This is a genomic window from Pseudomonas sp. (assembly GCF_002796985.1).
Lineage (GTDB): Bacteria > Pseudomonadota > Gammaproteobacteria > Pseudomonadales > Pseudomonadaceae > Pseudomonas.
The window spans coordinates 280,872-304,151 of record NZ_PEKX01000020.1 but is presented as its reverse complement, the minus strand read 5'-3'; the positions used below and the strand labels follow the sequence as shown (position 1 = coordinate 304,151).

The window sequence follows — 23,280 nt, the reverse complement described above, 5'->3', positions numbered from 1 at the left end:
TTCCCCGCCAGTCGTTCCCCATGCAGCAGCCGCTTCGCTATCTCCAGGCCTACCCGCCACAGCTCCAGGATCAGGTGCGCCAGCTCATCGAGCAGAACCGCCTCGGCCAGTACCTGGAGCGCCGCTATCCCGCTCGCCACGATGTGCAGAGCGACAAGGCGCTGTACGGCTACGCCATGGACCTCAAGCAGCAGTTCATGCGCACCGCGCCGGCGGTGGACAAGGTGCTCTACGACAACAAGCTGGATGTGGTGCAGCGGGCGCTGGGGCTGAACACGGCGATCTCGCGCGTACAGGGCGGCAAGCTCAAGGCGAAGAAGGAAATCCGTGTCGCCTCGCTGTTCAAGGACGCCGCACCCGAGTTTCTGCAGATGATCGTCGTCCACGAACTGGCGCACTTGAAGGAGCGCGACCACAGCAAGGCGTTCTACCAGCTCTGCGAGCACATGCTGCCTGGCTACCATCAGCTGGAGTTCGACCTGCGCGTCTACCTGACCTGGCGTGACCTGCTTCAGTAGTAAAGACGCCCCAGGTAGAACAGCCCCAGGCACCAGGGCAGCAGCAAGGCGAGGCCCAGGTAGCGCAGCGCTGCGCGCGGACCGTGTTCTCCCTGGTTCAGCCAATTGATCCCCGCCAGTGCCAGTGCGTAGACCGTCAGGCCGGCCAGCAACTGCTGGTATTGCTCCAGGGTCGGCGATACCGGGCCGAGGTGGGTGTGGGTGAGGTGCCAGGCGCAGAGAATGATCGCCGGCAAGAGCAGCGCCAGGGCCGCCAGGGTTCGTCCCGCCAGGCGCAACAGGTAGGCAATCAGCAGGCCTGCCAGGCCAGTACTGGCTAGCAGTACGGCAAACAATTGGTCGAGATAAACGAGGTCGGGAGCTGGCTCGAGCGAGCGCGGCTGCGCGAGCAGGCGCAGCAGCGGTGCGCCGAGCAGGAGGGCGATCAGGCAGAACAGCCAGCCGAGCAGGGGGCGCTGCATCCGAAACTCCTGACGAAGTTGCTGCGGGAAGCCCCTGACGCGCCGGATGGGGTCGGTCGTCTGGGGTTGTTCGCCGCCGCAAAGATCAGATTAATCAATGATTTGGCTAAATGCCATGATTTTGTCGGGAATGATTCCCGAAAAAAGAAGGCCCCTCATCGGAGGGGCCTTTCTTCAGAACAGGTCTATCGGCGCTTCTTCGTCCGCGGGCATGCCACTGCCGGGAGCGCTGCCGGGCGCCAGTTCGTTCATCGAGGGCGGTGTGTCCTCATTCTTGAACAGTTCGAAGTACGCGCCAGGCGTGCCCGGAGGCGCCGCGCGGCCGGTAACCGGATCGATGCGCAGGCTGATCAGTCCGGGCGGCTCGGGCAGCAGGTGCGACGGCTTGTCCTTGAGCGCCGCACCCATGTAGCGCATCCAGATCGGCAAGGCGACGTTACCGCCATACTCGGCACGACCGAGGCTTTCCGGCTGGTCGAAGCCGACCCACACGGTGGTCATGAAGTCGGCGTTGAAGCCAGAGAACCAGGCGTCCTTCGATTCGTTGGTGGTGCCGGTCTTGCCTGCCAGGTCGTCGCGTTTGAGCGCCAGCGCGCGGCGGCCGGTGCCGCGCTTGATCACGTCCTGCAGCATGCTGGTCATGATGTACGCGGTGCGGGCGTCGATGACGCGTTCGGCAGCGGCTGGCTCGATGGATGTCTTCGCCTGGCCTGGATCGTCGTTACCAAAGGCATCGGTGCTGGCCGGCTGGGCTTGCGCCTGGGCAGACGGGTCGAGTTTCTCCTCGTCGTGAGGCACGCTCGGCGGGTTGGCCTGGTAAAGCACCTGCCCGTCGCGGCTTTCGATGCGCTGGACGATGTAGGGCGAGACCTTGAAGCCGCCGTTGGCGAAGACGGTCCAGGCGCTGGCGATGTCTATGGGGGTGAGCGTCGCGGTGCCCAGGGCCATCGACAGGTTTGGCGGCAGGTCGTCCTTGTTCAGGCCGAACTTGCTGATGCAGTTGCGCGCACGGTCGACGCCCAGCGCCTGCAGGATGCGGATCGATACCATGTTGCGCGACTTGTAGAGCGCTTCGCGCATGGGGATCGGACCAAGGAAGGTGTTGGTGTCGTTCTTCGGCCGCCAGACCTTGTCCAGGTACTCGTCGTAGAACACCACCGGGGCATCGTTGATCAACGAAGCAGCGGTGAAACCGTTGTCCAGTGCGCAGCTGTAGATGAATGGCTTGAAGCTGGAGCCTGGTTGGCGACGGGCCTGGGTGGCGCGGTTGTAGTTGCTCTGCTCGAAGGAGAAGCCGCCGACCAGCGCCATGATCGCGCCGTCCTGCGGGTTCAGCGATACCAGGGCGCTCTGTGCGGCCGGCACCTGGGTCAGTCGCAGCGAGCCATCGTTCTTGCGCTGTACGCGGATCACGTCGCCGGCCTGCACCACGTCGCTCGGCTGACTGGGCATGCGGCCCATGCTGTTGTTGCTCAGGTAGGGGCGGGCCCATTTCATGCCGTCCCAGCTCAGCGCTTCTTCCTTGCCGTCGCGGGTCATGACCATGGCGCCGCTCTTCTCGACCTGGATGACGATGGCAGGCTCCAGGCCGCCGAGCGGGCGCTGCTGGGCAATGGCCTGGCGCCAGGCTTCACGGGTCTTGCCTGGCAGGCGGGTTTCCGGGCCGCGGTAGCCATGTCGCTGGTCGTATTCCTGCAGGCCTTCGCGCAGGGCGGTGTTGGCGTCGTCCTGCAGGTCGCTGCGCACGGTGGTGTAGACGCGATAGCCTTCGGTGTAGGCATCACCGCCGAAGCGACCGACCAACTCGGCGCGCGCCATCTCGGCAATGTAGGGGGCTGTCAGCTCCGGCGTCTGGACGTGGTAGGACGCGCCCACCGGTTCCTTGACCGCCGCTTCGTAGCGTGGCTGGTCGATGAAGCCCAGCTTGAGCATGCGCTCGAGAATCCAGTTGCGACGCTCCAGGCTGCGCGCGGCATTGGCCAGCGGGTTGTAGCGCGACGGCGCCTTGGGCAGACCGGCGATCATCGCCATCTGCGCCAGGCTCAAGTCTTTGATGGATTTGCCGTAATAGACCTGGGCAGCGGCTTCTACGCCATAGGCGCGGTTGCCCAGGTAGATCTTGTTGACGTAGAGCTCGAGGATCTCGTCCTTGGTGAGCGAGCGCTCTATCTGCAGGGCGAGCAATATCTCGTTGATCTTGCGGGAGAAGCTGCGCTCGTTGGTGAGGAAGTAGTTCTTCGCCACCTGCATGGTGATCGTGCTGCCGCCGGTCTGGATGTGCCCGGTTTTCAATAATTGCGCGGCAGCACGCATCAGGCTTTTGACGTCCACGCCATAATGGTTGGCGAAATTGTCATCTTCAGCCGATAACAGCGCGTGAGTGAAATCCGGGGGGATTTCAGCAAATCGAATCGGCGTTCGGCGCATCTCGCCAAACTCTGCTATCAATTTGTTATCAGCACTGTACACGCGCAGCGGCATCTGCAATCGCACGTTGCGCAAGGCCTCCACGGAAGGGAGGTTCGGGCTGAGGTACAGATAGGCGCCGCTGAAACTGAGCAGCACTCCACAAATAATGGTGACGCAAGTCCACCACAGAAACTTCAGCAGGCGCATCGGAAGGTCTTGGATTTCCAGAGAAAAGAAAGAGTTAAGCGGATGGCGCGGTAAAAAGGGAAAAGCTGATCACATTATAAGCAGTTTTTTTGCTGGTGAGCCATTTGCGAAGCTGTCAAGTCTGGTATCTAATGTGGAAAAACATAAATCGTCCGTAAGTCTCGGATGCTGATAGGAAATCAGTCGTGCTAGGGCTCTTCAATAAGAAAGCGAACACGCTGCTTGGGATAGACATCAGTTCGACTTCGGTCAAACTTCTCGAATTGAGCCGCTCTGGAGGCCGCTACAAGGTAGAGGCCTACGCTGTCGAGCCGCTCCCGCCCAATGCAGTGGTAGAAAAGAACATCGCTGAGCTGGAGGGTGTCGGCCAGGCGTTGTCACGTGTGGTCGCCAAGGCGCGGACCGCTGTGAAGACGTCTGCGGTCGCGGTTGCCGGCTCGGCGGTCATCACCAAAACCATCGAGATGGACGGCGGACTCTCTGACGATGAGCTGGAAAATCAGCTCAAGATCGAGGCCGACCAGTACATCCCCTATCCCCTCGAAGAGGTCGCGATCGACTTCGAGGTGCAGGGCACGTCCGCACGCAACGCGGAGCGCGTCGATGTTCTTCTCGCCGCATGTCGGAAGGAGAACGTCGAGGTACGCGAAGCTGCGCTGGCGCTCGCGGGCCTGACGGCCAAGGTCGTCGACGTCGAAGCCTACGCGCTGGAGCGAGCATTTAGTCTGCTGGGAGACCAGTTGGGCGGCAATGCCGACGAGCTCACAGTTGCGGTGGTCGATATCGGCGCCACCATGACCACGCTCAGCGTTCTGCACCATGGCCGCACCATCTATACGCGCGAACAGCTCTTCGGCGGGCGTCAGCTGACCGAGGAAATCCAGCGTCGCTATGGTCTGTCGGTCGAGGAAGCTGGGCTTGCCAAGAAGCAGGGCGGTCTTCCGGATGACTACGACAGCGAAGTATTGCAACCGTTCAAGGATGCCGTGGTTCAACAGGTCTCCCGCTCGCTGCAGTTCTTCTTCGCGGCCGGTCAGTTCAACGATGTGGATTACATCCTGCTGGCCGGTGGCACTGCGTCCATTCCCGACCTGGATCGTCTGATTCAGCAGAAGATCGGTACTCCGACCCTGGTGGCCAACCCGTTCGCCGATATGGTGCTCAGCGGCAAGGTCAACGCCGGTGCGCTGGCCAGTGATGCGCCTGCGCTGATGATTGCCTGCGGTCTGGCGATGAGGAGTTTCGACTGATGGCACGCATCAACCTATTGCCGTGGCGGGAGCAGCTGCGCGAGGAACGCAAGCAGCGTTTCCTGGTGATCCTGGGGGCTGTCCTGCTTGCCTCCGGGGCAGTGATCTTCCTGGGCGATCAGTACTTCAATTCGGCCATCGAGAATCAGAACGCACGTAACGATTTCCTGCGCAAGGAAATCGCCGTGCTGGATGCGCGCATCAAGGAGATCAGCGAGCTGAAGACGCGCCGCCAGCAACTGTTGGAACGGATGAAGATCATTCAGGACCTGCAGGGCAACCGTCCGATCATCGGCCGGGTGTTCGATCAACTGGTCCGTACCTTGCCTGACGGCGTGTACTTCACTGGCCTGAAGATGTCCGGAAAGTCCATTGCCATTGCAGGGGCAGCCGAATCCAACAACCGCGTATCCAACCTCATGCGTAACCTGGACTCGTCGGAGTGGCTGACCGCTCCGAACCTGACCGAGGTGAAGGCGATTACCCAGGGCGCCCTGGACCAGGCAAATGTCTTCCAGTTGACGGTGCAGCAGACCCAGCCCGGCAGCGAGGAGCAGGACAAGAAGAGTACCGCGCAAGGAGCCAAGAAATGAGTCTGGCCAGTTCTCTGGAGAGCTTGCGCAAGATTGATATCAACGATCTTGACCTCAACAACCTGGGTTCCTGGCCGGCAGCGGTCAAGTTCATCGCCTGTGTGCTGGTGATGGCTGTGGTGCTGGCGCTCGGATACAACTTCCATCTGAAAGAGCTGCAGGATCAACTCGACCGCAATCGCGAGGAAGAGCAGACCCTCAAGCAGCAGTTCTCGACCAAGGCGTTCCAGGCGGCGAACCTGGATGCCTACAAGGTGCAGATGAAGGAGATGGAAGAATCCTTCGGTGCCTTGCTGCGTCAGCTCCCGAGCGATACCGAAGTGCCGGGGCTGCTGGAGGACATCACTCGCACCGGCCTGGGTAGTGGTCTCGAATTCGAAGAGATCAAGCTGCTGCCGGAAGTCACCCAGCAGTTCTACATCGAGCTGCCGATTCAGATCAGCGTCGTAGGCGGCTACCACGACTTGGCGACCTTTGTCAGTGGCGTCGCCAGCCTGCCGCGGATCGTGACCCTGCATGATTTCGAGATCAAGCCCGCCAGCCCGGATAGCACGTCCAAGCTGCGCATGAGCATCCTGGCAAAAACCTACCGGTACAACGACAAGGGCGTGAAGGTGACTGCCCCGACTGCGGGAGCGAAGAAATGAGGGGGCGCCTGATCATCTGCAGTTTCCTGCTCCTGACGTTGAATGGTTGTGGCTCGGGCGGTGATTTTTCTGACCTGCAGGCCTATCTGGACGAAGTTCGAGCTCGCCCGAAAGGCGCTATCGAGCCGCTGCCGAAGTTCCAGACCTATGAAGCGTTCACCTACAGCGCCTCGTCCCTGCGTAGCCCTTTCCAGCCGCCGGTGAAGATCGACCTGGCGGTCAAGCAGAAGGGCAACAAGGTCATCAAGCCTGACGATACGCGGGTCAAGCAGTTCCTCGAGGGCTTCAACATCGAAACCTTCGAAATGGTCGGTACCCTGGCCAAGGACAGTCAGGTGTTTGCTCTCGTGAAAGGTGCAGGAGGGGTGCACCGGGTGCGAGTGGGTGACTACCTTGGGCGCAACGACGGCAAGATCGTTGCGATCAGCGAAGCCAAGATCGACGTGATTGAAATCGTTCCTGATGGTGAGGGTGGCTGGCTGGAGCGTCCGCGCAGCCTGACTCTCAAGGAACGCTCCTAAGGGCGGGGATGAATATGGACAATAAACAGCAGTCTGCACGACGGATTCAGACGATGAATAGAAAGCTTTCCCGCCTGAGCATTTCCTTGCTCGCGGCCGTATTCGCGCCGGCCTTGCTGGCTGCCAACCTGCAGAGCGTCGATGTGGCGGCTCTGCCGGGCGACCGTGTGGAGCTCAAGCTGGGCTTTGATGAGCCGGTGGCTGCCCCGCGCGGCTACACCATCGAGCAGCCGGCGCGCATCGCGCTGGACCTGCCGGGTGTGCAGAACAAACTGGGTAGCAAGAACCGTGAGCTGGGTGTGGGCAATGCTCGCAGCCTGACCGTGGTCGAGGCGAAGGACCGTACCCGCCTTATCGTCAACCTGAACAGCCTGGTGCCTTACACCACCCGCGCGGAAGGTTCGAATCTGTACGTCGTGGTCGGTGCCAGCGGTGCGCCGTCGAGTTCCTATGCTTCCGCTGCGCCTACTTCCGCCGCGGCTGCCAAGCCAGCTCAGCCCAAGCCGTACGTTCCGGCGGGCAAGGCGATTCGCAACATCGATTTCCAGCGTGGCGATCAGGGTGAAGGCAATGTCGTGATCGATCTGTCCGATCCGACGGTCAGCCCCGATATCCAGGAGCAGGGCGGCAAGATTCGCCTGGACTTCCCGCGCACCCAACTGCCGGACAATCTGCGCGTTCGCCTGGATGTGAAGGACTTCGCCACTCCAGTGCAGTTCGTCAACGCATCCACTGCCGGCGACAAGGCCAGTATTTCCATCGAGCCGACCGGCCTGTTTGACTACCTTGTCTACCAGACCGATAACCGCATGACCGTCAGCATCAAGCCGCTGACCCAGGATGATGCGGAGAAACGCAAGAAAGATACTTTCGCCTATACCGGCGAGAAGCTGTCGCTGAACTTCCAGGACATCGATGTGCGCTCGGTGCTGCAGTTGATCGCCGACTTCACCGATCTGAACCTGGTGGCTTCGGACACCGTTCAGGGCAACATCACCCTGCGCCTGCAGAACGTGCCGTGGGATCAGGCGCTGGATCTGGTGCTCAAGACCAAGGGCCTGGACAAGCGCAAGGTGGGCAATGTGCTGCTGGTCGCGCCGGCTGATGAAATTGCGGCCCGCGAGCGTCAGGAGCTGGAAGCGCAGAAGCAGATTTCCGAACTGGCCCCCCTGCGTCGGGAACTGATCCAGGTGAACTACGCCAAGGCATCGGATATCGCCAAGTTGTTCCAGTCGGTCACAGGCGTCGGCGGCGCTCCGGGAGCGGCTTCTGCCGGCACCGACAATCGTGGCTCGATCACTGTGGACGATCGCACCAATGCCATCATTGCCTACCAGACTCAGGATCGACTGGATGAGCTGCGTCGTATCGTGGCGCAACTGGACATCCCGGTTCGCCAGGTCATGATCGAGGCTCGTATCGTCGAAGCCAACGTCGACTACACCAAGGAGCTGGGGGTGAACTGGAGTGGCTCGCTGTCCGGCCACGGCAACTTCGATGTTTCCGGCGGCACCAACAGTGTCGGCAACACGTTCGTCGATCTGGGAACCTCGAATGTTACGCCGACATCCGGCATCAGCATTGGCTTCACCACCAACAACACCATTCTGGATCTGCAACTCAACGCCATGGAGAAAACCGGTAACGGTGAGGTGGTCTCCCAGCCGAAGGTCGTCACTTCCGACAAGGAAACCGCGAAGATCCTGAAAGGCTCGGAGATTCCGTACCAGGAAGCCAGCTCCAGCGGCGCGACCTCGGTGTCGTTCAAGGAAGCGGCACTGTCTCTGGAGGTGACTCCGCAGATCACCCCGGACAACCGCATCATCATGGAAGTGAAGGTCAACAAGGACGAGCCGGACTACGCCAACGCGCTGAACGGTGTCCCGCCGATCAAGAAGAACGAGGTGAATGCCAAGGTGCTGGTCAACGATGGCGAGACCATCGTGATCGGTGGTGTGTTCTCCAACACTCAGACCAAGTCCACGGCCAAGGTGCCGTTCCTGGGCGATGTGCCGATGATCGGCCGCCTGTTCAAGAACGACTATGTAACCGACAGCAAGAACGAGCTGCTGGTTTTCCTTACCCCGCGGATCATGAATAATCAGGCCATTGCAGTCGGCCGTTGATCAATGTCGTGTCCAATTTGATTCTGGTAGGCCCGATGGGAGCTGGTAAAAGCACCATCGGGCGTCTTCTCGCCAAAGAGCTTCACCTCGTCTTTAAAGATTCGGATAAAGAGATCGAGCAGCGCTGCGGAGCCAACATCCCCTGGATATTCGATGTCGAGGGCGAGGCGGGCTTCCGCGAGCGTGAGCAAGCGATGCTCGCCGAGTTGTGCGATGAGGGTGGCATGGTCATCGCTACCGGTGGCGGCGCGGTCATGCGCGACGCCAATCGCCTCATCCTCAAGAGTGGCGGCAAGGTGATCTACCTGCATGCCTCGGTCGAGCAGCAGATTTCCCGCACGGCGCGCGACAAGAATCGCCCGTTGCTGCAGAAGCCCAACCCGGACCAGATCCTTCGCGATCTCATGCAAATGCGCGATCCGCTTTATCGCGAAATTGCCGACGTGATCATCGAAACCGACGAGCGGCCTCCGCGCCTGGTCGTTCTGGAGATTCTGGAACGCCTGCGTGAGTTGGAGCGCCATTAACGGCGCTGCAATCTGCGGTATCCTAGTCCCCTTTATTGCCTGGGGGTTTCATGCGCACACTCAACGTCGATCTGGCCGATCGCAGCTACCCGATCTATATCGGCGAGGGGCTGCTGGACGATCCGCGCTACTTCGAGCCGCACATCCGTGGCCGCCAGGTAGCCATCGTCACCAACGAAACCATCGCGCCGCTGTATCTGGATCGACTGCAGAAGACCCTGTCCGGCTACAAGATCACTACGGTCGTGCTGCCCGACGGCGAAGCCTACAAGCAGTGGGAAACCCTGCAACTGATCTTCGATGGTCTGCTCAGTGCGCGCCATGATCGCAAGACGACCCTCATCGCTCTGGGGGGCGGCGTTATCGGTGACATGACCGGTTTCGCCGCCGCCTGCTATCAGCGCGGCGTCGACTTCATCCAGGTGCCGACCACCCTGCTCTCCCAGGTCGACTCTTCGGTCGGCGGCAAGACCGGCATCAACCACCCGCTGGGCAAGAACATGGTTGGGGCCTTCTATCAGCCCCAGGCCGTGGTCATCGACACCGCAACCCTGAAGACCCTGCCGCCCCGCGAGCTGTCGGCGGGCCTGGCGGAAGTGATCAAATACGGTTTCATCTGTGACGAGCCTTTCCTCACTTGGCTGGAAGCCCACATGGATGACCTGCTGGTGCTCGAGCCGGTTGCGCTGACCGAGGCCATCGAGCGCTCCTGCGCCGCCAAGGCCCGCGTGGTCGGCGCCGACGAGAAGGAAACCGGTGTCCGCGCGACGCTGAATCTGGGCCACACCTTCGGCCACGCCATCGAGACTCACATGGGTTATGGCGTCTGGCTGCATGGCGAAGCCGTGGGGGCGGGAACCGTGATGGCACTTGAGATGTCGCATCGGTTGGGATGGCTGACAAAGGCCGAACTCGATCGCGGTATCCGGCTGCTCGCTGCGGCGAAGCTGCCGGTGGTCCCGCCACAGGAAATGAATGCCGAGCATTTTCTCGAGCACATGGCCGTCGACAAGAAAGTGCTCGATGGCCGTTTGCGTCTGGTCTTGCTCCAAGGGCTGGGGGGCGCGGTCGTAACCGCCGAATTCCCTCGTGAGGTTTTGGAAGAAACACTGCGCGCTGACTACCAGGCACTGGTCGGTCAGGCAGGAAAACATTGAGGTCCCATGTCCAGTTTGCATGCTGATGAGGCCTTCCTGGCCCACTACCAGTTCAGTCACGACCCGTTTGCACCACGGGTTCCCGGCTTCAAGTTCTTCCCGGCACAGCGCAAGCCCGTCCTCGGGCAACTGCACCACCTGGCGCGCTACAGCCACCTGCTGCTGGCCGTTACCGGCCCGCTGGGCAGCGGCAAGACGCTGCTGCGCCAGGCCCTGGTGGCCAGTACCAACAAGGACGCTGTGTCCAGCGTGGTGATTTCCGGTCGCTCGGTGACCGACGAAGCCACCCTGCTGCGCCAGCTCGCGCAGGGCTTGGGCATTACTCAGACCAGCATCGAGGCGATTCTCGCCAAGGTCGCCCAGTTGGCGATCACTGGGCAGGACGTGTACTTGTTGGTGGATGACGCCGAGCAGCTGCGCGACGATGCTCTCGAAGTGCTCCTGCTGCTGGCCGCTGGCAACTCCGAAGCGCGCCTGCACGTCTTCCTCTTCGGCGAACCCGAGCTGCTGTCGCGTCTGGAGGTGCTCTCCGAGGGCGAGGAGCGTTTCCACGCCATCGAGCTGCAGCCCTATAGCGAGGAAGAGACCCGCGAGTACCTCGCGCAGCGCCTGGAAGGTGCGGGGCAGGGGATCGAACTGATCTCCGCCGACCTGCTGGCCGACATCCACGAACAGTCCGGCGGCTGGCCGGGCACCATCAACCAGACCGCCCGCGACGCGATGATCGAGGCCATGCTGGCCGATCGCAGCGGCGAGCGCAAAGCGGCTGGTGCTGGCTTCAAACTGCCGAAGAAGCACCTGGCCATCCTTGGCGTGGTCGCCATCGGTGTCATCGCTGCCTGGTTCATGCAGGGCAAGACCAGCAAGCCGGAGACCGCGAGCAACAGCGCCGCGCAAACCTCGTCGCAACTGCCGCTGGGCGGCACCGCGGCGCAACCCAATGCTCAAGCGCAGCCCGATGCCCAGGGTAGCGGCCCGTCGGTAGAGTTCGCTGGCTCCAACCAGCCGCTGCCACTTCCGCTGGTGGGCGAAAGCCAGCCGGTGATCCGTGAGCCCATGGCCCAGGCTGGCGGTCAGGAGGATGCCGACGAAGGCGGCATGCCTTCCGCAGCCATCCCGCCGACCGTGACCACCACCGCGCCGCCGGTGACTCCGCTGGCCAACAACGGTCCGAAACCGCTGAATCCTGTGCCGTCGGCTCCGGTACAACAGCAGGCTGCCGCTCAGCCGGTTCCGGCCCCGACCCCGGCACCGCGTCCGGAGCCGGTCAAGCCTGCCGCGACTGCACCGGCCAAGCCCGTCCAGGCTGCCAAGCCGGTAGCGACCAAGCCCGCCACCACCGTTGCCAGCGCCAAGCCGGCGACTGCCGCCAGCAAGCCCGCTGCGGCCACCGGCAGTGCTGGCGGCAGCAGCTGGTACCAGTCCCAGGCGGGTTCGCGCTATTCCGTGCAGGTCCTGGGCACCGGTTCGGAAGCCAGCGCCAAGGCCTTCATCAGCCAGCAGGGTGGCGGCGACTACCGTTACTTCCGCAAGAACCTGCAGGGCAAGCCGTTCTACGTGGTGACCTACGGCAACTTCGCCGACCGCACCTCCGCGCAGGCGGCGATCAAGAAGCTCCCGGCGAAGATCCAGGCGTCCAAGCCCTGGGCTCGCCCCTTCTCCAGCATCCAGCAGGACATCGCCGGGGCGCGCTGAAAGGTCGCACTGTCGCAATACTGAACAAGCCGAGCCCCATTCCCGTGGGGCTCGGCTTTTTTGTTGGGTTGTTTCTTTTGTCGAATTCTTATAGAAATGCGACATCGGGTGTCGGTAGTGCGTCAAAAAAAAGCAGTGACGGCGCTTTCCCCGTGTGTACAATGACCTCCCTTTGCCTATCGGAAACTTGCCGCTTGAGCGAGTAGACAGGCGAAGTGCTTGAAGAGGGTCTGCTGACGTTTCGTCATGGCCAGGGCCGGAACCGCCGCCACGTTGGGTAAGACGTGGCAACTGACGCGGGTCGGTCATTCCAGGTGAACCAGGGGCTGAGCGGCGCTGCACGATAGAGGCGGCCCGTGCCTTTGGGGTGCGCGGAAAACGAGCCAGCAAGGCGAAACAGGGCGATGGTGAAACGTCAGCAGACCCTGGAAATTAAAAAGTTTTGCCGGTGAGAGTTCCCTATGAAAGCAGGTCTGTACCATCCTGAGACGTTCAAGGATAACTGCGGATTCGGTCTGATCGCCCATATGACGGGCGAGGCAAGCCACGAACTTCTGCAAACCGCCATCGAAGCACTGACCTGCATGACCCACCGAGGTGGGATCAACGCGGACGGGAAAACCGGGGACGGCTGTGGGCTGCTGATCCAGAAGCCCGACCAGTTCCTGCGCGCCGTGGCCAAGGAATCCTTCAGCGCCGAACTGCCCGCCCAGTACGCCGTGGGCATGGTCTTCTTCAACCAGGATCCGGTGAAAGCCGAAGCCGCTCGCGCGAACATGAACCGCGAGATCGAGCGCGCCGGCCTGAAACTGGTCGGCTGGCGCAAAGTGCCGATCGATACCAGCGTCCTGGGTCGCCTGGCGCTGGAGCGCCTGCCGCAGATCGAGCAGGTGTTCATCGGCGGCGAAGGCCTCTCCGACCAGGACTTCGCGGTCAAGCTGTTCAGCTCCCGTCGCCGTTCCTCCGTGGCCAACGCCGAGGACGCCGACCACTACATCTGCAGCTTCTCGCACAAGACCATCATCTATAAGGGCCTGATGATGCCGGCGGACCTCGCCGCCTTCTATCCGGACCTCTCCGACGAGCGCCTGAAGACCGCGATCTGCGTCTTCCACCAGCGTTTCTCGACCAACACCCTGCCGAAATGGCCGCTGGCCCAGCCGTTCCGCCTGCTGGCGCACAACGGTGAGATCAACACCATCACCGGCAACCGCAACTGGGCCCAGGCCCGTCGCGCCAAGTTCGCCAACGAGTGGATGCCCGACCTGGACGAACTCGGCCCGCTGGTCAACCGCGTGGGTTCGGACTCCTCCAGCATGGACAACATGCTCGAGCTGATGGTCACCGGCGGCATGGACATGTTCCGTGGCCTGCGCATGATCATTCCGCCGGCCTGGCAGAACGTCGAGACCATGGACGCCGACCTGCGCGCGTTCTACGAATTCAACTCGCTGCACATGGAGCCGTGGGACGGCCCCGCCGGCGTCGTGCTGACCGACGGCCGCTATGCCGTCTGCCTGCTCGACCGCAACGGCCTGCGCCCCTCGCGTTGGGTCACCACCAAGAACGGCTACATCACCCTCGCCTCGGAAATCGGCGTGTGGGATTACAAGCCCGAGGATGTCATCGCCAAGGGCCGTGTCGGCCCGGGCCAGATCCTTGCGGTGGACACCGAGACCGGCCAACTGCTGCAGACCGACGACATCGACAACCGTCTGAAGTCGCGTCACCCCTACAAGCAGTGGCTGCGCCAGAGCGCGCTGCGTATCCAGGCCACCCTGGAAGATGATCAGGGTGTGGCGAGCTACGACGGCGACCAGCTCAAGCAGTACATGAAGATGTTCCAGGTCACCTTCGAGGAGCGTGACCAGGTACTGCGTCCGCTGGCCGAACAGGGCCAGGAAGCGGTCGGCTCGATGGGCGACGACACCCCGATGGCGGTGCTCTCCAAGCGCGTCCGCTCGCCTTACGACTACTTCCGCCAGGTCTTCGCCCAGGTGACCAACCCGCCGATCGACCCGCTGCGCGAGGCGATCGTGATGTCCCTGGAAACCTGCCTGGGGATCGAGCAGAACATCTTCGAAGAGTCCCCGCACCACGCCAACCAGGCGATCCTGACCACCCCGGTGATCTCCCCGGCGAAGTGGCGGACCCTGATGAACCTGGAGCGTCCGGGCTTCGACCTGCACCACATCGAGCTGAACTACGACGAGTCCGTCGGCCTCGAAGCGGCCGTGCGCAACATCGCCGACCAGGCCGAGGAAGCCGTGCGCGCCGGCAAGGTGCTGCTGGTACTGTCCGACCGCCAGATCGCCCCCGGCAAGCTGCCGGTGCATGCGGCCCTGGCTGTTGGCGCCGTGCACCACCGCCTGGTGCAGACCGGCCTGCGTTGCGACTCCAACATCCTGGTGGAAACTGCCACGGCCCGTGACCCGCACCACTTCGCGGTGCTGGTGGGCTTCGGTGCGTCCGCGGTCTACCCGTACCTCGCCTACGAAGTGCTGGCCGACCTGATCCGCACCGGCGAAGTGCTGGGCGACCTCTACGAGGTGTTCAAGTACTACCGTAAAGGCATCTCCAAGGGGATGCTGAAGATCCTCTCGAAGATGGGCATCTCCACCATCGCCTCCTACCGTGGCGCCCAGCTGTTCGAAGCCATCGGCCTGGCCGACGAAGTCACCGGCCTGTGCTTCCCGGGTACCCCGAGCCGCATCCAGGGTGCGCGCTTCCTCGACCTCGAGAACGAGCAGAAGCTGCTGGCCGGCGAAGCCTGGAACAGCCGCAAGGCGATCCAGCAGGGCGGCCTGCTGAAGTTCGTCTACGGCGGCGAGTACCACGCTTACAACCCGGACGTGGTGAACACCCTGCAGGCTGCTGTGCAGCAGGGTGACTACGCCCGGTTCAAGGAATACACCGCGCTGGTGGACAGCCGTCCGGTGTCGATGCTGCGCGACCTGCTCAAGGTGAAGACCGCCGAGCAGCCGCTGAGCCTGGATGACATCGAGCCGCTGGAATCCATCTTCAAGCGCTTCGACGCCGCCGGTATTTCCCTCGGCGCGCTGTCGCCGGAGGCTCACGAGGCCCTGGCCGAAGCCATGAACCGCCTGGGCGGCCGCTCCAACTCCGGTGAGGGTGGCGAAGACCCGGCGCGCTACGGCACGCTGAAGAGCTCGAAGATCAAGCAGGTGGCCACCGGCCGCTTTGGCGTGACCCCGGAATACCTGGTCAACGCCGAAGTCCTGCAGATCAAGGTGGCCCAGGGCGCCAAGCCCGGCGAGGGCGGCCAGCTGCCCGGCGGCAAGGTCAACGGCCTGATCGCCCGCTTGCGCTACGCAGTCCCCGGCGTCACCCTGATTTCGCCGCCGCCGCACCACGACATCTACTCCATCGAAGACCTCGCCCAGCTGATCTTCGACCTCAAGCAGGTCAACCCGCAGGCGCTGGTGTCGGTGAAGCTGGTGTCCGAGCCGGGCGTCGGCACCATCGCCGCCGGCGTGGCCAAGGCCTATGCCGACCTGATCACCATCTCCGGTTACGACGGCGGTACCGGCGCCTCGCCGATCACCTCGATCAAGTACGCGGGTTCGCCGTGGGAGCTGGGCCTCGCCGAGGCGCATCAGACCCTGCGCGGCAACGACCTGCGCGGCAAGGTCCGGGTGCAGACCGACGGCGGCCTGAAAACCGGCCTGGACGTCATCAAGGCGGCCATCCTCGGCGCCGAGAGCTTCGGCTTCGGCACCGCGCCGATGATTGCCCTGGGCTGCAAGTACCTGCGCATCTGCCACCTGAACAACTGCGCCACCGGCGTCGCCACCCAGAACGACAAGCTGCGCAAGGACCACTTCATCGGCACCGTGGACATGGTGGTGAACTTCTTCACCTTCATCGCCAGCGAAACCCGTGAGTGGCTCGCCAAGCTCGGCGTGCGCAGCCTGGAAGAACTGATCGGCCGTACCGACCTGCTGGAAATCCTGCCGGGCGAGACGCCCAAGCAGGGCAATCTCGACCTCACGCCGCTGCTGGGCAGCGACCTGATCCCGGCTGAGAAGCCGCAGTTCTGCGAAGTCGAGAAGAACCCGCCGTTCGACAAAGGCCTGCTGGCTGAGAAGATGGTCGAGCTGTCGCGCTCCGCCATCCAGGGCGCCAAGGGCGGCGACTACGAACTGGACATCTGCAACTGCGACCGTTCCATCGGCGCGCGGATTTCCGGCGAGATCGCCAAGGTCCACGGCAACCAGGGCATGGCCAAGTCGCCGATCACCTTCCGCTTCAAGGGCACTGCGGGCCAGAGCTTCGGCGTGTGGAACGCCGGCGGCCTGCACCTGTACCTGGAAGGCGACGCCAACGACTACGTCGGCAAGGGCATGACCGGTGGCAAGCTGGTCGTCACCCCGCCCAAGGGCAGCCCGTTCAAGTCGCAGGAATCGGCCATCGTTGGCAACACCTGCCTGTACGGCGCCACCGGCGGCAAGCTGTTCGCCGCTGGCACCGCTGGCGAGCGTTTCGGTGTGCGTAACTCCGGCGCCCACGCCGTGGTTGAAGGCACCGGTGACCACTGCTGCGAATACATGACCGGTGGCTTCATCTGCGTGCTGGGCAAGACTGGCTACAACTTCGGCTCCGGCATGACCGGGGGCTTCGCCTATGTCCTGGACATGGACAACACCTTCGTCGACCGCGTGAACCACGAGCTGGTGGAAATCCAGCGCATCAGTGGCGAAGCGATGGAAGCCCAGCGCAGCCACCTGCGCAAGGTCCTGGTCGAGTACGTAGAAGAAACGGCGAGCGAGTGGGGCGCGAACGTCCTGGAAAACCTGGACGACTACCTGCGTCGGTTCTGGCTGGTGAAACCCAAGGCCGCAAGCCTGGGCTCGCTGCTGTCCAGCACCCGTGCCAACCCGCAATAAGCGCCTGAAGTTGTTGATGAGGTCACGAAATGTCTGAACGTATGAATTCTGATCGCCTGAACAATGACTTCCAGTTCATCGAAGTCGGGCGCAAGGATCCGAAGAAGAAATTGCTGCGCCAGCGCAAGCGCGAGTTCGTGGAAATCTACGACTTGTTCAAGCCGGCGCAAGCTGCTGACCAGGCACATCGCTGCCTGGGCTGCGGCAACCCGTACTGCGAGTGGAAGTGCCCGGTGCACAACTTCATCCCCAACTGGTTGAAGCTGGTCTCCGAAGGCAACATCCTCGCCGCCGCCGAGCTGTCTCATCAGACCAACACCCTGCCGGAAGTCTGCGGCCGGGTGTGCCCGCAGGACCGCCTTTGCGAAGGCGCCTGCACCCTGAACGACGGCTTCGGCGCGGTCACCATCGGCTCGGTGGAGAAGTACATCACCGACACCGCATTCGCCATGGGCTGGCGCCCGGACATGTCCAAGGTCAAGCCCACTGGCAAGCGCGTTGCCGTGATCGGCGCGGGCCCGGCCGGCCTGGGCTGCGCCGACGTGCTGGTGCGCAACGGCGTGACCCCGGTGGTGTTCGACAAGAACCCGGAAATCGGCGGCCTGCTGACCTTCGGCATCCCCGAATTCAAGCTGGAGAAGCAGGTGCTCTCGCGCCGCCGCGAAGTCTTCACCGGCATGGGTATCGAGTTCCGCCTGAACACCGAGATCGGCAAGGACGTCACCATGGAGCAGTTGCTCGATGAGTACGATGCCGTGTTCATGGGCATGGGCACCTACACCTACATGAAAGGCGGCTTCCCCGGCGAGGACCTGCCCGGCGTGCACGATGCGCTGGACTTCCTGATCGCCAACGTGAACCGCAACCTGGGCTTCGAGAAGTCGCCGGAAGACTTCGTCGACATGAAGGGCAAGCGCGTCGTGGTGCTGGGCGGTGGCGACACCGCGATGGACTGCAACCGCACCTCGATCCGCCAGGCAGCCAAGAGCGTGACCTGCGCCTACCGTCGCGACGAAGAGAACATGCCCGGCTCGCGCAAAGAGGTGAAGAACGCCAAGGAAGAAGGCGTGAAATTCCTCTTCAACCGCCAGCCCATCGCCATCGTCGGCGAGGACAAGGTGGAAGGCGTGAAAGTGGTCGAGACCCGTCTTGGCGAGCCGGACGCCCGCGGCCGTCGCAGCCCCGAGCCGATCCCGGGCTCCGAAGAGATCATCCCGGCCGAAGCCGTGCTGATCGCCTTCGGCTTCCGCCCGAGCCCGGCGCCGTGGTTCGACCTGCACCAGGTGGAAATCGACAGCCAGGGACGCGTCATCGCCCCGGCCGCTTCGCAGTTCAAGCACCAGACCAGCAACCCGAAGATCTTCGCCGGTGGCGACATGGTCCGTGGTTCCGACCTGGTGGTGACGGCGATCTTCGAAGGCCGTACGGCCGCCGAAGGTATCCTCGACTACCTGGGCGTCTAAGCCGGACCTGTAGGAGCGAGCTTGCTCGCGAACCCTGTCCCCGCAACGGGCTTTGTTCGCGAGCAAGCTCGCTCCTACACGGCAAATGCCAGTGCGGCAGAATGCCGCGACGGACAAAAGGCACGGCACCCGCCGTGCCTTTTCTTTTGGGCTTTGCGAAAATACCCGCACTTTTTTGCCGGATGCCGTTATGACTGCCTTGAAGAACGATCGCTTCCTTCGCGCCCTGCTCAAGCAGCCCGTCGATGTCACCCCCGTCTGGATGATGCGCCAGGCCGGCCGCTACTTGCCGGAGTACCGCGCCACCCGCGCCAAGGCCGGTGACTTCATGAGCCTGTGCATGAACCCGCAGATGGCCTGCGAAGTGACCCTGCAGCCGCTGGATCGTTACCCGCAGCTGGACGCGGCGATCCTCTTCTCCGACATCCTCACCATCCCCGACGCCATGGGCCAGGGCCTGTACTTCGAGACCGGCGAAGGTCCGCGTTTCAAGAAGGTCGTGAGCAGCCTGGCCGACATCGAAGCCCTGCCGATTCCCGATCCGGAGAAAGACCTGGGCTACGTGATGGACGCCGTGCGCACCATCCGTCGCGAGCTGAACGGCCGCGTACCGCTGATCGGCTTCTCCGGCAGCCCCTGGACTCTGGCTACCTACATGGTCGAAGGCGGCTCCAGCCGCGACTTCCGCAAGTCCAAGGCGATGCTCTACGAGAACCCGCAGGCCATGCACGCCTTGCTGGACAAGCTGGCGCAGTCGGTCACCAGCTACCTCAACGGCCAGATCCTGGCGGGCGCGCAGGCGGTGCAGATCTTCGATTCCTGGGGTGGCAGCCTGTCGGCGGCCGCCTATCAGGAGTTCTCCCTGGCCTACATGCAGAAGATCGTCGACGGCCTGATCCGTGAACACGACGGTCGCCGTGTGCCGGTGATCCTCTTCACCAAGGGCGGCGGCCTGTGGCTGGAATCCATGGCCAACACCGGTGCCGAAGCCCTCGGCCTGGACTGGACCTGTGACATCGGCAGCGCCCGCGCGCGCGTCGGCGACAAGGTCGCCCTGCAGGGCAACATGGACCCGGCGGTACTCTACGCCAAGCCCGAAGCCATCCGTGCCGAAGTCGCACGCATCCTTGGCGCCTTCGGCAACGGCAACGGCCACGTGTTCAACCTCGGCCACGGCGTCACCCCGGAAGTCGACCCGGCGCATGCCGGTGCCTTCTTCGAGGCGGTGCACGAGCTGTCGGCGCAGTATCACTGAGCCTGACGCGTAACTGAAAAAGCCCCGCATCTGCGGGGCTTTTTCGTGATGGGGTGGCGGGGTTCGCGAGCAAGCTCGCTCCTACAAAGAGCGCACGGCTACCTGTAGGAGCGAGCTTGCTCGCGAACCGTCCCTGCGCAGCCCCTACGGGCTCCTTCGAGCGCCGATACGGGCGTAGGAGCGCACTCCGTCCGCGATCGTCCAGAACGGCACAATGTTTCACGATGCAATGAAAAAAGCCCCGCTCCAGAGCGGGGCTTTTCGTTCCTCATGGAGCCTCAGGCCCCATCAGGGTGCATCACGCAGCGTCGCCCACCAGGCCGGCGGCATGCTGCGACTTGCGGCGGTTGGACACCAGCAGGCCGGAGCAGACGACCACGATGGTCAGCAGTGCGGTAGCGACCACTTCGATGCGGTGATCCGGACGGATCAGCATGATGATCAGCGCGGCGCTGATGAACAGGATCACCGCCCAGGTCAGCCAGGGGAAGAACCACATCTTCAGGGTCAGTTGGTGGCCCTGGGCGAGCAGCTTCTTGCGCATGCGCAGCTGGGAGATGGCGATCACCAGGTACACCAGCAGGGCGATGGCGCCGGAGCTGGCCAGCAGGAAGTTGAACACTTCAGCCGGGGCCAGGTAGTTGGCGAAGGTGCAGAGGAAGGCCATGGCGGTGGACAGCAGTACGGCGTACACCGGGGTGCGGCTGACGCTGGTCACCTGGGCGATCTTCGGCGCGTCGCCGCGCTTGCTCAGCGAGTACATCATGCGCGAGGCGGTATAGAGCGCCGAGTTCAGGCAGCTGGTGACCGAGACGAGGACGATGATGTCGACGATCAGCTTGGCGTACGGGATGTGCAGGTGTTCCAGCACGGTCTGGTAGGAGCCCATGCTCACCAGGCGCGGGTCGTTCCACGGCACCAGGCAAACCACGATCAGGATCGACAGTAGATAGAACAGCGCGATACGCCAGATCACCGAGTTGGTAGCGCGGGTGATCTGCTGCTCCGGGTCCTTGGACTCGGTGGCGGCGATGGTGACGATTTCCGAACCCATGAAGGAGAACATGGTGGTCAGCAGCGCGGCGAGCACGGCACCCCAGCCCTTGGGCAGGAAGCCTTCACTGGTCAGGTGGCTGATGCCGGACACTTCGCTGTTGGGCGAGAAGCCGAAGATGGCCGCGCAACCCAGCAGGATGAAGGCGACGATCGAGCAGACCTTGATCAGCGCCAGCCAGAACTCGAACTCACCGTAGTTCTTCACGCTGAACAGGTTGGTCACGGTCAGCGCGGAGGTGATCACGAACGCCAGCACCCAGATCGGCGCGCCGGGGAACCAGGCGTGGATGATGGCCGCGGCAGCGTTGGCCTCCAGCGGGATCACCAGGACCCAGAACCACCAGTACAGCCAGCCGATGGTGAAGCCGGCCCAGTGACCGATGGAGCGGTCGGCATAGGTGGAGAAGGAGCCGCTGTCCGGTTGCGCGACGGCCATTTCGGCCAGCATGCGCATGACCAGCACCACCAGCAGACCGGCGATGAGGTAGGACACCAGAACGGCCGGACCGGCCTCGGCAATGGCGTGCCCCGAGCCGACGAACAGGCCTGCGCCAATGGCGCCGGCAATCGAAAGCATCGTGACGTGACGATTTTTCAGGCCCTGGGAGAGCCCGGAGGTTGGGGTGCTGCTCATGCTTTACCTACAACTACGGAGGGAATTGCGTACTGCGGGAGTCGAGGTCCGTTTCAGGATTCCAACAAGTCGTTCAATATTCTGTACGCAAGGATCGCGCCATATTCTGTTACGACTTAAGTTGTAGGTTGGGATGATTCGCTACATGGCCCGTCATAAAGGCATCGCTATAAACGACATATCATGTCTTTGTACGACCGTTCCATGTCGTTTATAGGTATGTGTAGCGTCGTTTGTGTAGAAACTACCCATGCTTGCCGAGTGCGGGAAGGTCGCGCGGTAACACTGGCAGGCGTGCCAGGTGCAGGGCCACCAGCAGGCCGATGCCCAGCAGGCTGGCGATGAACAGGCCGACGCCGTTCCAGCCGTACTGGTGCCAGAACAGGCCGCCAGCGGTGCCGGCGACGCTGGAACCGGTGTAGTAGCTGAACAGGTACAGCGCCGACGCCTGGCCCTTGGCCTTGAGGGCGCGGCGGCCGATCCAGCTGCTGGCCACCGAGTGCGCGCCGAAGAAGCCGAAGGTGAACACCAGCAGGCCGACCAGTACCAGCGCCAGCGGCTGCAGCAGGGTGATCAGCACGCCGCCGAGCATCAGCGCGATCATCGCCCAGAGCACCTTGCGCCGGCCCAGCTTGTCGGCCAGTGAACCGACCCACGCCGAGCTGTAGATGCCCGACAGGTAGACCAGCGAGAGCACGCCGACGATGGCCTGGCTCAGGTGGTACGGCTCTGCCAGCAGGCGATAGCCGATGTAGTTGAACAGGGTGACGAAGGCGCCCATCAGCAGGAAGGCCTCGAGGAACAGCCAGGGCAGGCCGGCATCGCGGAAGTGCCCGGTGAAGCCCTCGATGAGTCGGCGCGGCTTGAGCGGTGCGGGGCGGAAGTTCTTCGATTCGGGGAGGATGCGCCAGAACAGTACTGCAGCGGCCAGGGCGAGCACGCCCAGGGTGGCCAGCGCCACGTGCCAGTTCACGTAGTCCACCAGCACGCCGCTGATCAGCCGGCCGCTCATGCCGCCGATGGCGTTGCCGCCGATGTAGAGCCCCATGGACAGCCCGATGTGCTGCGGATGAATCTCCTCGGAGAGGTAGGTCATGCCCACCGCCGCCAGGCCGCTCAGCGACAGGCCGAGCAGTGCGCGCATCAGCAGCACGCCGTGCCAGGTTGGCATCACCGAACTGCCGAGCGTGAACAGGGCGGCGAAGACCAGCGAGGCGACCATGATCGACTTGCGCCCGATGGCGTCGGAAATCGGCCCGATCACGAGCAGGCCGAAGGCCATGGTGATGGTGGAGATCGACAGCACCAGGCTGCTCTGCGCGGCGGTCAGGCTGAAGGCCTGAGACAGCACCGGCATCATCGGCTGCACGCAATAGAGCAGGGCGAAGGTGGCGAAGCCGCCGGAGAACAGCGCCAGCGAGGTGCGCATGAATTCCGGGGTGCCTTTCTCGATGTAGGTTTCGATTTCTTCGACGGCGCGCACCACGTCGCCGTTGGCTTCAAGCGCGCTCTCGCGCAGATCAGGCAGCACCTCAGCCGGCTCGTTAGCGGCGGATGGCTCTTGTACGACAGCCGGCTCGGCCGCCATGGACGGTTCTTCCCGCAAAGCCCGCAGGGCAGGTTGACTCACGACACACCTCAGGTAGATGACAGCAGAGGGCCTGGAATGGCGGCAAAGGCCCGCGCGGCCAGGCAGGGAGCAGGTTGGTAGTCGTTATTGGGCTTGTGTGGAAAGGATAAGGAGCGGGCTTTATTATTTCCAATATATTAATCGACACATTTGAGTCGTTTTACGAATCGTTGGCGGGTGCCACCGTTTGTACCCGGGTGGTGTGGAATCGATCGCGGACGGAG

General features: G+C 62.9%; 16 protein-coding genes. 12 read left to right on the top strand and 4 right to left on the bottom strand.

Annotation, left to right across the window (positions count from 1 at the left end):
- Nucleotides 1-20: 20 nt before the first annotated feature.
- A complete protein-coding gene (locus tag CTR55_RS23725) occupies nt 21-518 on the top strand; it encodes a M48 family metallopeptidase (protein ID WP_296289918.1) in 498 nt (165 codons plus the stop codon).
- On the opposite strand, the gene CTR55_RS23720 is transcribed toward CTR55_RS23725, so the two are convergent.
- Both CTR55_RS23720 and CTR55_RS23715 read right to left on the bottom strand, forming a co-directional pair.
- Nucleotides 512-979, bottom strand: a complete 468-nt coding sequence (locus tag CTR55_RS23720; protein WP_296289916.1) for a hypothetical protein — start codon at nt 977-979, stop codon at nt 512-514. The genes CTR55_RS23725 and CTR55_RS23720 overlap by 7 nt on opposite strands.
- Before the next feature lie 174 nt (nt 980-1,153).
- The gene (locus tag CTR55_RS23715) at nt 1,154-3,595 is read right to left on the bottom strand and encodes a penicillin-binding protein 1A (RefSeq protein ID WP_296289914.1); all 2,442 of its coding nucleotides are present in this window, start codon (nt 3,593-3,595) and stop codon (nt 1,154-1,156) included.
- 185 nt (nt 3,596-3,780) lie between these two features.
- On the opposite strand from CTR55_RS23715, the gene CTR55_RS23710 reads away from it, so the two are divergent.
- The 11 genes from CTR55_RS23710 to hemE all read left to right on the top strand — a co-directional run bounded on the left by CTR55_RS23710 (nt 3,781) and on the right by hemE (nt 19,736).
- The gene (locus CTR55_RS23710; RefSeq protein ID WP_024764148.1) at nt 3,781-4,845 is read left to right on the top strand and encodes a pilus assembly protein PilM; all 1,065 of its coding nucleotides are present in this window, start codon (nt 3,781-3,783) and stop codon (nt 4,843-4,845) included.
- The gene (pilN, locus tag CTR55_RS23705; RefSeq protein WP_296289911.1) at nt 4,845-5,438 is read left to right on the top strand and encodes a type 4a pilus biogenesis protein PilN; all 594 of its coding nucleotides are present in this window, start codon (nt 4,845-4,847) and stop codon (nt 5,436-5,438) included. Before CTR55_RS23710 ends, pilN begins: the two co-directional genes overlap by 1 nt.
- A complete protein-coding gene (pilO, locus tag CTR55_RS23700; protein ID WP_296289909.1) occupies nt 5,435-6,085 on the top strand; it encodes a type 4a pilus biogenesis protein PilO in 651 nt (216 codons plus the stop codon). The genes pilN and pilO overlap by 4 nt, the downstream gene beginning before the upstream one ends.
- Nucleotides 6,082-6,606, top strand: a complete 525-nt coding sequence (pilP, locus tag CTR55_RS23695) for a type 4a pilus biogenesis lipoprotein PilP (protein ID WP_296289907.1) — start codon at nt 6,082-6,084, stop codon at nt 6,604-6,606. The genes pilO and pilP overlap by 4 nt, the downstream gene beginning before the upstream one ends.
- Nucleotides 6,607-6,659: 53 nt before the next feature.
- Nucleotides 6,660-8,732, top strand: a complete 2,073-nt coding sequence (gene pilQ / locus CTR55_RS23690; protein WP_296289906.1) for a type IV pilus secretin PilQ — start codon at nt 6,660-6,662, stop codon at nt 8,730-8,732.
- Between the two features lie 8 nt (nt 8,733-8,740).
- Nucleotides 8,741-9,259 carry a shikimate kinase AroK gene (gene aroK, locus CTR55_RS23685; RefSeq protein WP_296289904.1) on the top strand — a complete coding sequence of 173 codons (519 nt, stop codon included), beginning with the start codon at nt 8,741-8,743 and terminating at the stop codon, nt 9,257-9,259.
- A gap of 50 nt (nt 9,260-9,309) precedes the next feature.
- Complete coding sequence (aroB, locus tag CTR55_RS23680) at nt 9,310-10,416, top strand: 3-dehydroquinate synthase (RefSeq protein WP_296289903.1); 1,107 nt, start codon at nt 9,310-9,312, stop codon at nt 10,414-10,416.
- Between the two features lie 6 nt (nt 10,417-10,422).
- Nucleotides 10,423-12,111, top strand: coding sequence for an AAA family ATPase (locus tag CTR55_RS23675; protein WP_296289901.1), 1,689 nt, complete (start codon nt 10,423-10,425; stop codon nt 12,109-12,111).
- Between the two features lie 461 nt (nt 12,112-12,572).
- Complete coding sequence (gltB, locus tag CTR55_RS23670) at nt 12,573-17,018, top strand: glutamate synthase large subunit (RefSeq protein WP_296289899.1); 4,446 nt, start codon at nt 12,573-12,575, stop codon at nt 17,016-17,018.
- Nucleotides 17,019-17,047: 29 nt separating this feature from the next.
- Nucleotides 17,048-18,481 carry an FAD-dependent oxidoreductase gene (locus CTR55_RS23665; protein ID WP_296289897.1) on the top strand — a complete coding sequence of 478 codons (1,434 nt, stop codon included), beginning with the start codon at nt 17,048-17,050 and terminating at the stop codon, nt 18,479-18,481.
- A gap of 190 nt (nt 18,482-18,671) precedes the next feature.
- Complete coding sequence (gene hemE / locus CTR55_RS23660) at nt 18,672-19,736, top strand: uroporphyrinogen decarboxylase (RefSeq protein WP_296289896.1); 1,065 nt, start codon at nt 18,672-18,674, stop codon at nt 19,734-19,736.
- A gap of 298 nt (nt 19,737-20,034) precedes the next feature.
- Here hemE and gabP read toward each other — a convergent pair whose 3' ends face one another.
- Nucleotides 20,035-21,426 carry a GABA permease gene (gene gabP, locus CTR55_RS23655; protein ID WP_296289894.1) on the bottom strand — a complete coding sequence of 464 codons (1,392 nt, stop codon included), beginning with the start codon at nt 21,424-21,426 and terminating at the stop codon, nt 20,035-20,037.
- 244 nt (nt 21,427-21,670) lie between these two features.
- Nucleotides 21,671-23,014, bottom strand: coding sequence for an MFS transporter (locus CTR55_RS23650; RefSeq protein ID WP_296290362.1), 1,344 nt, complete (start codon nt 23,012-23,014; stop codon nt 21,671-21,673).
- Nucleotides 23,015-23,280: the final 266 nt, after the last annotated feature.

What these genes read in the sequence shown, in the direction of transcription:
- CTR55_RS23725 (WP_296289918.1), top strand. Translation starts at nt 21, where the DNA reads ATGCAGCAGCCGCTTCGCTATCTCCAGGCCTACCCGCCACAGCTCCAG.
- CTR55_RS23720 (WP_296289916.1), bottom strand. Translation starts at nt 979, where the DNA reads ATGCAGCGCCCCCTGCTCGGCTGGCTGTTCTGCCTGATCGCCCTCCTG.
- CTR55_RS23715 (WP_296289914.1), bottom strand. Translation starts at nt 3,595, where the DNA reads ATGCGCCTGCTGAAGTTTCTGTGGTGGACTTGCGTCACCATTATTTGT.
- pilN (WP_296289911.1), top strand. Translation starts at nt 4,845, where the DNA reads ATGGCACGCATCAACCTATTGCCGTGGCGGGAGCAGCTGCGCGAGGAA.
- pilO (WP_296289909.1), top strand. Translation starts at nt 5,435, where the DNA reads ATGAGTCTGGCCAGTTCTCTGGAGAGCTTGCGCAAGATTGATATCAAC.
- pilP (WP_296289907.1), top strand. Translation starts at nt 6,082, where the DNA reads ATGAGGGGGCGCCTGATCATCTGCAGTTTCCTGCTCCTGACGTTGAAT.
- pilQ (WP_296289906.1), top strand. Translation starts at nt 6,660, where the DNA reads ATGAATAGAAAGCTTTCCCGCCTGAGCATTTCCTTGCTCGCGGCCGTA.
- aroB (WP_296289903.1), top strand. Translation starts at nt 9,310, where the DNA reads ATGCGCACACTCAACGTCGATCTGGCCGATCGCAGCTACCCGATCTAT.
- CTR55_RS23675 (WP_296289901.1), top strand. Translation starts at nt 10,423, where the DNA reads ATGTCCAGTTTGCATGCTGATGAGGCCTTCCTGGCCCACTACCAGTTC.
- gltB (WP_296289899.1), top strand. Translation starts at nt 12,573, where the DNA reads ATGAAAGCAGGTCTGTACCATCCTGAGACGTTCAAGGATAACTGCGGA.
- CTR55_RS23665 (WP_296289897.1), top strand. Translation starts at nt 17,048, where the DNA reads ATGTCTGAACGTATGAATTCTGATCGCCTGAACAATGACTTCCAGTTC.
- hemE (WP_296289896.1), top strand. Translation starts at nt 18,672, where the DNA reads ATGACTGCCTTGAAGAACGATCGCTTCCTTCGCGCCCTGCTCAAGCAG.
- gabP (WP_296289894.1), bottom strand. Translation starts at nt 21,426, where the DNA reads ATGAGCAGCACCCCAACCTCCGGGCTCTCCCAGGGCCTGAAAAATCGT.
- CTR55_RS23650 (WP_296290362.1), bottom strand. Translation starts at nt 23,014, where the DNA reads ATGGCGGCCGAGCCGGCTGTCGTACAAGAGCCATCCGCCGCTAACGAG.